General features: G+C 62.6%; 12 protein-coding genes and 1 pseudogene. 8 read left to right on the forward strand and 5 right to left on the reverse strand.

Translation table 11 applies throughout. The annotated features are described in order from the left end of the window. The 7 genes and pseudogenes from IL54_RS03905 to IL54_RS03935 all read left to right on the forward strand — a co-directional run. Positions 1 to 253, forward strand: a pseudogene (locus tag IL54_RS03905) (DUF6438 domain-containing protein); the annotation flags it as partial. A 6-nt stretch (positions 254 to 259) separates the two neighbouring features. Next, positions 260 to 454: a hypothetical protein gene (locus IL54_RS03910; RefSeq protein ID WP_037473402.1), complete on the forward strand. Its 195-nt coding sequence runs from the start codon at positions 260 to 262 to the stop codon at positions 452 to 454. Positions 455 to 485: 31 nt separating this feature from the next. Beyond that, positions 486 to 1,532, forward strand: coding sequence for a heat-inducible transcriptional repressor HrcA (hrcA, locus tag IL54_RS03915; protein ID WP_037473405.1), 1,047 nt, complete (start codon positions 486 to 488; stop codon positions 1,530 to 1,532). Continuing rightward, positions 1,529 to 2,083: a nucleotide exchange factor GrpE gene (gene grpE, locus IL54_RS03920; protein ID WP_037473407.1), complete on the forward strand. Its 555-nt coding sequence runs from the start codon at positions 1,529 to 1,531 to the stop codon at positions 2,081 to 2,083. The genes hrcA and grpE overlap by 4 nt, the downstream gene beginning before the upstream one ends. Positions 2,084 to 2,220: 137 nt before the next feature. Further along, positions 2,221 to 2,898 (forward strand): class I SAM-dependent methyltransferase, encoded by a 678-nt coding sequence (locus IL54_RS03925; protein ID WP_037473410.1) that lies wholly within the window; start codon positions 2,221 to 2,223, stop codon positions 2,896 to 2,898. A gap of 100 nt (positions 2,899 to 2,998) precedes the next feature. Continuing rightward, positions 2,999 to 3,616 (forward strand): PadR family transcriptional regulator, encoded by a 618-nt coding sequence (locus tag IL54_RS03930; protein ID WP_037473411.1) that lies wholly within the window; start codon positions 2,999 to 3,001, stop codon positions 3,614 to 3,616. 1 nt (position 3,617) lies between these two features. Continuing rightward, a complete protein-coding gene (locus tag IL54_RS03935; RefSeq protein ID WP_037473415.1) occupies positions 3,618 to 3,896 on the forward strand; it encodes a DUF2218 domain-containing protein in 279 nt (92 codons plus the stop codon). A 30-nt stretch (positions 3,897 to 3,926) separates the two neighbouring features. Here the strand turns inward: IL54_RS03935 and ruvC are convergent, their stop codons facing one another. The 5 genes from ruvC to IL54_RS03960 all read right to left on the reverse strand — a co-directional run bounded on the left by ruvC (position 3,927) and on the right by IL54_RS03960 (position 6,493). Beyond that, a complete protein-coding gene (gene ruvC / locus IL54_RS03940) occupies positions 3,927 to 4,418 on the reverse strand; it encodes a crossover junction endodeoxyribonuclease RuvC (protein WP_037473417.1) in 492 nt (163 codons plus the stop codon). A gap of 214 nt (positions 4,419 to 4,632) precedes the next feature. Next, entirely contained in the window at positions 4,633 to 5,376 is a 744-nt protein-coding gene (locus IL54_RS03945; protein ID WP_037473419.1) for a YebC/PmpR family DNA-binding transcriptional regulator, read from the reverse strand. A 70-nt stretch (positions 5,377 to 5,446) separates the two neighbouring features. After that, complete coding sequence (locus IL54_RS03950) at positions 5,447 to 5,773, reverse strand: heavy metal-binding domain-containing protein (RefSeq protein ID WP_171899206.1); 327 nt, start codon at positions 5,771 to 5,773, stop codon at positions 5,447 to 5,449. 133 nt (positions 5,774 to 5,906) lie between these two features. Continuing rightward, entirely contained in the window at positions 5,907 to 6,149 is a 243-nt protein-coding gene (locus IL54_RS03955) for a DUF2312 domain-containing protein (protein ID WP_006956223.1), read from the reverse strand. A 44-nt stretch (positions 6,150 to 6,193) separates the two neighbouring features. Then, positions 6,194 to 6,493 carry a DUF1244 domain-containing protein gene (locus IL54_RS03960; protein WP_037473422.1) on the reverse strand — a complete coding sequence of 100 codons (300 nt, stop codon included), beginning with the start codon at positions 6,491 to 6,493 and terminating at the stop codon, positions 6,194 to 6,196. A gap of 106 nt (positions 6,494 to 6,599) precedes the next feature. Between IL54_RS03960 and IL54_RS22660 the strand changes: the two genes are divergently transcribed. Then, positions 6,600 to 7,354: pyruvate kinase (locus IL54_RS22660; RefSeq protein WP_237748776.1), on the forward strand; the 755-nt coding region annotated here is incomplete at its 3' end.

Consider the following 7,354-nt stretch of genomic DNA (forward strand, 5'->3'; position numbering starts at 1 on the left):
CGCGTCGCTTGCGCCCTACCGGCCGCAGACGGGGACGGACAAGCGGATCGCCCATGGCGAAAATTGCACGCGCTTTGCGACCGATATGCCCGGCTACAAGATCGAATGGAGTCGCAAGGACGGCAAGCCGACCCGGCTGGAGTTCCAGGCGGGGTGCATGGATGCCCGCTATGGCAAATTGCGCACCACGATCGCGGCGATCCCCAAAATGCTGGACGTCGAACGTATGATCAAACCCAAACCCGCCCGGTAGGAATGGATGATGCGCGTTCTTTTACAGATTGTGGGTGTCCTTCTCGTGGTGATGGGGCTGCTCTGGGTCGGGCAGGGGGCCGGTCTTATCCACTGGCCGCAATCCAGTTTCATGCTCGATCAGAGGCCATGGATGTGGCGTGGCGCGTTGCTCGCTGCGTTTGGGATCGTGCTGATCCTGTTGGCACGGCGCAAATGTTGAGCCTGCCTGCAATCCATCCTACATTCGCGCAATGACGCTGACGACGCCCATATCCGAACTGAACGACCGCGCGCGGGACGTTTTTCGCCTGGTGGTGGAGGGCTATCTCGGCACTGGCCTGCCGGTCGGCTCGCGCACCATCAGCAAGCTGGCGACGCTCAACCTGTCGCCCGCGTCGATCCGCAATGTGATGCAGGATCTGGAGGAATTGGGCCTGCTCGCCGCGCCCCATGCCTCGGCTGGGCGGATGCCGACCGAAACGGGCCTGCGGCTGTTCGTCGATGGGATGATGCAGGCGGCCGAACCATCGGCGGAAGAACGACGCGCGATTGAGGCAGGCCTTGCCGAAAGCGGGCCGATCGAGGAAGCCTTGTCGGCGGCGACGGCGGCGCTGTCGGGCCTGTCGGCCTGCGCGGGCATCGTCATGGTGCCGCGGCGCGAGCCGGTGTTGCGCCAGTTCGGTTTCGTGCCCTTGAACGATCGGCAGGCGCTGGCCGTGCTGGTCGGGCAGGACGGGTCGGTCGAAAATCGCGTGCTGGACCTGCCGCCCGCCGTCACCCCGTCGATGCTCAATGAAGCGGCCAATTTCATGTCGGCGCGCTTTGCCGGCATGACGTTGCGGCAGGCGGGCGACATGCTGGCGCGCGAGTTGGAGAGCGAACGCAGTGCGCTTGACGGGGCTGCGCGCGAGTTGGTGGAACGCGGGATCGCCATCTGGTCGCATGATGCCGATGATCGACCGGTGCTGATCGTGCGGGGGCAGGCGCATCTGATCGACGATGGCACCGCAGCCGACCTGGAACGGGTGCGGCAATTGCTGGAACAGTTGGAGGGGAAACAGGAAATTTCGCGCCTGTTGGAGAGCGCGCTGGCGGGCAGCGCGACCAAAATCTTCATCGGATCGGAAAACAAGCTCTTTTCCCTGTCGGGTTCTTCGGTCATAGCCGCGCCCTATCGTGGCGCGGACGGCCGGGTGGTCGGCGTGGTCGGCGTGATCGGCCCCACGCGCTTGAACTATGCCCGCGTGATCCCCATGGTGGATTTCACTGCACAAACGCTGTCGAGATTGATGAGATGAGCGAAGACAATTTGAACGTCGAAAATACCGAAGTCGTGGATCAATTGCCGGAGGAGGATGCGCCCGTGGCCGATGACCAGGGGGAGCGCATCGCCGCGCTGGAAGCGGAACTCGCCACCGCCAAGCAGGATATTCTCTATGCTCATGCCGATACGCAAAATGTGCGGCGGCGGCTGGAAAAGGAATTGGCGGATACGCGCGCCTATGCGTCGACCGCTTTCGCTCGTGATATCCTGTCGGTGGCCGACAATCTGTCCCGCGCGCTGGCGGCAATCCCTGTGGAATTGCGTGAAGACGACAAGTTCAAGGGGCTAGTCGCGGGCCTGGAAGCCACTGGCCGCGAACTGGAAGCGGTGTTCGGCCGCAACGGCATCAGCAAGATCGATTCGGTCGGCCAGCCGCTCGACCCCAACAAGCATCAGGCGATGATGGAAACCCCGTCCGCCGATGCCGCGCCCGGCACGATCCTGATCGAAATGCAGGCGGGCTATATGATCAAGGACCGGCTGTTGCGCCCGGCGCTGGTCAGCGTGGCGAAGGCGCCGGACTAAGCACGGCTTTCTGAGACTACCGCCTGAAAAAGCCCGTTCGACCCGCGTCGGACGGGCTTTTTCTATGACGCCTCTTCCCGTTCGGGCGCTGGACTGGCAGCATCGGTCGGGACGGCGAGATGCGGGAGGAGCTTGGCATGAGCGGGGACGGGCAGGGTGCGGGGGCAGTCCATGGCAGGGCGATCCGGGTCGATCGGCTGACCATTCCCGTGCCGAGCGACGAGATCGCCATCCACCGGATCGCCACCTTCGTCCATATCCTCAAACATGTCGTCGCGCCGGAAGAGCGGACCCTGGTCGATCTGGGCGCTGGGCATTGCAAGTTCAGCGTCTGGGCGACGAAATTGGGCTATGCGGTGACGGCGGTCGATGGCCGGACCGAGCGCCTGCCCGACGATCTAGGATCGATCCGCTTCGTGCAGGCCGATATGCGCGACTATGATCCGCGCGGGCATGGCGTGGTGGCGATGCTGGGCCTGCTCTATCATCTGGAACTGGGCGATCAGGAAAGCCTGCTCCGGCGCTGTTGTTATGGCGCGCCGGTGATCGTCGAAACGCAGGTCCATGTGCCGGAGATGGTGGCGGATACGCCGCAGGACTGGCATCGGCTGATCGAGCGGGACGGTTATCAGGGGGTGGATTTCCCCGAAGGCGATAATCCGATGGCGTCGATCGGCAATCCAACATCCTTCTGGCACAGCGAAGATTCGATGATCAGGCTGTTCGAGAGGACGGGTTACAGCGCGGTGACGGTGATCGATCCGATCTTCCGGTCCGTGTATGGCGCGCGGCGCTTTTACGTACTGACGCCCTGAAAAAAGTTATGAGATGTAAATAAGATATATCGCAACTCTTGACGGTCGCGATTTTTAAGATATATCTCAGTGCATCATGAAACAGACTGAAAGACATGCAATGCACTTCCACCACACACATGGCGGCCATGGTCGCCCGCATCATGGCCATGGCCGCTTTCTCAGCCCGGATGGCGCAGAAGGGCGCGGCTTCGGCCGGGGCCGCGGCGGTCCCTTTGGCGATGGCGCGCCCGGTGGCGGCGGGCGGGGCGGCGGACGGCGGCGGTTGTTCGACAATGACGCGCTCAAGCTGATCCTGCTCAAGCTGATCGCCGATACGCCGCGCCACGGCTATGACCTGATCCGCGAGATTCAGAGCCTGTCGGGCGAGGTCTATGCGCCCAGCCCCGGCGTCGTCTATCCCACGCTGACGCTGCTAGCCGACATGGACCTGATCGCCGAACAGCCGGGGCAGGGCAGCCGCAAATTGTTCGCCATTACCGATGAAGGCACCGCTTATCTGGCCGACAATGGCGACGCCCTGACGCTGGTCATGGAGCGGATCGCGTCGCTGGCGCAGAAGGCCGAACGCACCGATGGCGCGCCGGTCCGCCGGGCGCTGCATAATCTGCGCATGGCCATCCACCAACGGCTGGAGAAGGAAGGGGCGGACAAGCAGACCATGTTCGATGTCGCGTCCCTGATCGACGAAGCCGCCACCAAGATCGAAAGGCTCTGACATGACCCTGACAGCAAAAGTTCCGACACCCAATGCCAGCCGCTACCTGCAACAGCTCTGCAAACATTGGAGCCACAAGTTCGACGTGAAGTTCGATGCCGAACAGGGCGTCATCCCCTTCCCGATGGGACCGATCCGTATGAAGGCCGAGCCGGAGGCGCTGGTGGTGACTATCGAGCCCAAGGCCGATGCCGATGTCGAGAAATTCAAGCAGGTGGTTGCCGACCATCTCGACCGCTTCGCCTTCCGCGAGGCACCGCTGACGTTTAACTGGCAGTAATACGGAAGGGGGCGGTTCTGGCCGCCCCTGTCACTTGGTCGGGATACGCCGCGCGCTGGCGAGGTGATGGGCGTGGGTGATCGCGACGGCGAGCGCGTCGGCCGCATCGGGTCCGGCGATCTTCACGCCAGGCAATAGCCGCGATACCATCGCATGGACCTGATCCTTCGATGCGTTGCCGACCCCAACCACCGATTTTTTGACGAGCCGGGCGGCATATTCGCCCACTTCCATACCCGACCGCGCCGCGCCGAGCAGGATGACGCCGCGTGCCTGCCCCAGTTTGAGCGTGGACTGCGGATTGACGTTGACGAACACCTCTTCGACCGCCGCGCCATCGGGCCGATGTTCGAGGATCAGGTCCGTGAGGGCAAGGTCGATCGCCAGCAGGCGCGTCGCCAAGGGCATCGCGCTGTCGGTCTTGATCTGGCCATTGGCGAGATGGGTGAGCCGGTTGCCGTCCGCGGCGATCAAGCCCCAGCCGGTCGTGCCCAATCCGGGGTCGAGGCCGAGGAGAATCATGACGGCAAATCCAGCCCCTCATCGTTGAGGAGAATGTCGCGAACTCGCCCCATTCCCAAATTTCCGTCATCCCCGCGCAGGCGGGGATCCATCTCCGAACCTAAGATCAAGCCGATCAGGGGGGAGATGGGTTCCCGCCTTCGCGGGAATGACGATGAACTATGGGGTTGCCAATATTTCGCAACGCCCCGTCGCAGGGGCGTAGCTTATTCAATCAACCCAATTTCTCCATCACCGCGTCGGACACTTCATAATTGCCCCACACGGTCTGGACGTCGTCATCATCTTCCAGGGTATCGACCAGCTTGAGCAAGGTCGCGGCATTGGCTTCATCGACTTCGGTGGTGGTCTGCGGCCGCCAGGCGAGTTTCGCGCCTTCCGCTTCGCCGAGCTTGGCCTCCAGTGCCTTAGACACTTCATGCAGCGCGTCCATAGCGGTCCAGATTTCATGCTCGTCCTCGTTGGACGAAACATCCTCCGCACCGGCTTCGAGCGCCGCTTCGAAGATCGTTTCTGCATCGCCCGCGCTGGCGGGATAGGTGATCAGGCCGACCCGGTCGAAGCCATGGCTGACCGCGCCTGATGCGCCCAGATTGCCGCCATTCTTCGAGAAGGCGGTGCGGACGTTGGTCGCGGTGCGATTGCGGTTGTCGGTCAGTGCTTCGACGATGATGGCGACGCCGCCAGGGCCATAGCCCTCATAGCGGACTTCCTCATAATTGTCGGTGTCGCCGCCGATCGCCTTGTCGATTGCGCGCTGGATATTGTCCTTGGGCATGGACTGGGCCTTGGCGGCATTGACCGCCAGGCGCAGGCGCGGGTTCATGTCCACGTCGGGCATGCCCATCTTCGCCGCGACGGTGATTTCGCGGCTGAGCTTGGAGAACATCGAGGAGCGCTTCTTGTCCTGCGCGCCCTTGCGATGCATGATGTTCTTGAATTTGGAATGGCCGGCCACGGCCTTCTCCTGACATTATCTGATGAAACACGAGCGCGCTCTCTAGCGAGCGGCGCGCCCGTGCGCAATGTTACACTAGGATCGCGGTCCCCGACGCCGATACCATCAGCATCGACCCGTTGGCACCCAGCACTTCATAGTCGAGATCGACGCCGACGACCGCGTTCGCCCCCAGCGTCGCCGCGCGCATCCGCATCTCACCGATCGCCTGTTCGCGCGCGCGTTGCAGCACGTCTTCATAAGCGCCCGACCGGCCACCGACGATATCGCGCACGCTGGCGAACAGATCGCGGAACAGATTGGCTCCCACGATCACCTCGCCGGTGACGATGCCCAGATATTCCTTGGCCGGTCGCCCTTCCAGGCGGCTGGTGGTGCTGACGATGATCTCGGACATTTCGCTCTCCCGTTCGTGCTGAGTAAGGCCTGAGCCTGTCGAAGGCCTGTATCGAAGCATAGCGTGTGCGGCAGCCCTTCGATATGCTGCTTCGACTTCGCTCAGCAGCTACTCAGGGCGAACGGGGTAACCGTTACTCCATGCCCAGCGCGGACAGATAGGTCTGGAGGATGGCTTCCATTTCCTGCCGGTCATGCGGCTGCATCTTCCGCAGGCGGACGATCTGGCGCATGATCTTGGGGTCGTAGCCGGTCGCCTTGGCTTCCAGATAGACGTCCTTGATGTCGTCGCCGATGCCCTTCTTTTCTTCTTCCAGCCGTTCGATGCGCTCGATCAAGAGGCGTAGCTGGTCGGCGGCGACGTTGGGTTCGGTCATGGGATGATGTCTCCAGAGGAAATGTGAATCGGTTGGGGGGCGTCCTAGTGAGTGTCGGCGTTCTTCGCCACACTCTCTTTCATCCGGGCGATCTGTTCCGGGGTCGCTTCGCCCTGATGCTGCTCCTTCCACTGGGCAAAGGGCATGCCGTGGATGATAGCGCGCGCTTCATCCCGCGTCAGCGTGCCGTCCGCTTCCGCGATCCAGTCAGCGAGGCAATTGCGGCAAAAACCGGCGCTGCCCATCAGGTCGATATTCTGTACGTCGGTGCGGTGCTGCAAATGCGCCACCAACCGGCGGAAGGCGGTTGCAGCAACGGCATCTGTGACTATGGTGTCGTTCATCGGCGTGAAACCCTTTCGCTGATCTACATCATCCTGTCGTGCAGCACGGATACCCCATAACGACGCTCCGGCAAGTGCGGAGCGCATATGACGGCCAGGAGAACACATGACGAAGTTACCGCCCCGCTCGCGCAAGGTCCGTATTCTTGCGACGCTTGGTCCTGCGAGCGACAGTGCGGAGATGATCCGCGCGCTGTTCATCGCGGGAGCCGACGCCTTTCGCATCAATATGAGCCATGGCGCGCATGAGGATCATGCCGCGCGGATCGCGATCATCCGCGAACTGGAAAATGAATTTCATCGGCCGACCACCATATTGGGCGATTTGCAGGGGCCGAAACTGCGCGTCGGCACGTTCGAAAAGGGCCTGGCGATATTGGAGAAGGGCGCGCCCTTCATCCTCGATCGCGACGAAACGCCGGGCGACGCCCGCCGCGTGAACCTGCCCCATCCCGAAATCTATGCCGCGCTGGTGCCGGGCACCCGGCTGCTGCTCGATGATGGCAAGATGGTGCTGCGGGTTCAGGCGATCACCGAAGACCGTATCGACACGATCGTCGAGGTCGGCGGCACATTGTCCAACCGCAAGGGCGTCAACGTGCCCGACGTCGTGGTGCCGGTGCCCGCGCTGACCGAGAAAGATCGGCGTGACCTGAGCTTTGCGATCGAACAGGGCTGCGACTGGATCGCGCTCAGCTTCGTGCAGCGGCCGGAGGATCTGGCCGAGGCGCGCAAGCTGATGGGCGGGCATGGATCGCTGATGGCCAAGATCGAAAAACCATCGGCGGTGCAGCGGCTGGAGGAAATCGTCGAGATGGCCGATGGCGTCATGGTTGCGCGTGGCGACCTGGGCGTCGAACT

It is taken from the genome of Sphingobium sp. ba1, from assembly GCF_000743655.1.
Taxonomy (GTDB): domain Bacteria; phylum Pseudomonadota; class Alphaproteobacteria; order Sphingomonadales; family Sphingomonadaceae; genus Sphingobium.

Excerpts from the sequence above, each read along its gene's own strand:
- IL54_RS03960 (WP_037473422.1), bottom strand. The coding sequence starts at position 6,493 with ATGAACGACACCATAGTCACAGATGCCGTTGCTGCAACCGCCTTCCGC.
- IL54_RS03930 (WP_037473411.1), top strand. The coding sequence starts at position 2,999 with ATGCACTTCCACCACACACATGGCGGCCATGGTCGCCCGCATCATGGC.
- IL54_RS03935 (WP_037473415.1), top strand. The coding sequence starts at position 3,618 with ATGACCCTGACAGCAAAAGTTCCGACACCCAATGCCAGCCGCTACCTG.
- grpE (WP_037473407.1), top strand. The coding sequence starts at position 1,529 with ATGAGCGAAGACAATTTGAACGTCGAAAATACCGAAGTCGTGGATCAA.
- IL54_RS03955 (WP_006956223.1), bottom strand. The coding sequence starts at position 6,149 with ATGACCGAACCCAACGTCGCCGCCGACCAGCTACGCCTCTTGATCGAG.
- ruvC (WP_037473417.1), bottom strand. The coding sequence starts at position 4,418 with ATGATTCTCCTCGGCCTCGACCCCGGATTGGGCACGACCGGCTGGGGC.
- IL54_RS03925 (WP_037473410.1), top strand. The coding sequence starts at position 2,221 with ATGAGCGGGGACGGGCAGGGTGCGGGGGCAGTCCATGGCAGGGCGATC.
- IL54_RS03910 (WP_037473402.1), top strand. The coding sequence starts at position 260 with ATGATGCGCGTTCTTTTACAGATTGTGGGTGTCCTTCTCGTGGTGATG.
- hrcA (WP_037473405.1), top strand. The coding sequence starts at position 486 with ATGACGCTGACGACGCCCATATCCGAACTGAACGACCGCGCGCGGGAC.
- IL54_RS03950 (WP_171899206.1), bottom strand. The coding sequence starts at position 5,773 with ATGTCCGAGATCATCGTCAGCACCACCAGCCGCCTGGAAGGGCGACCG.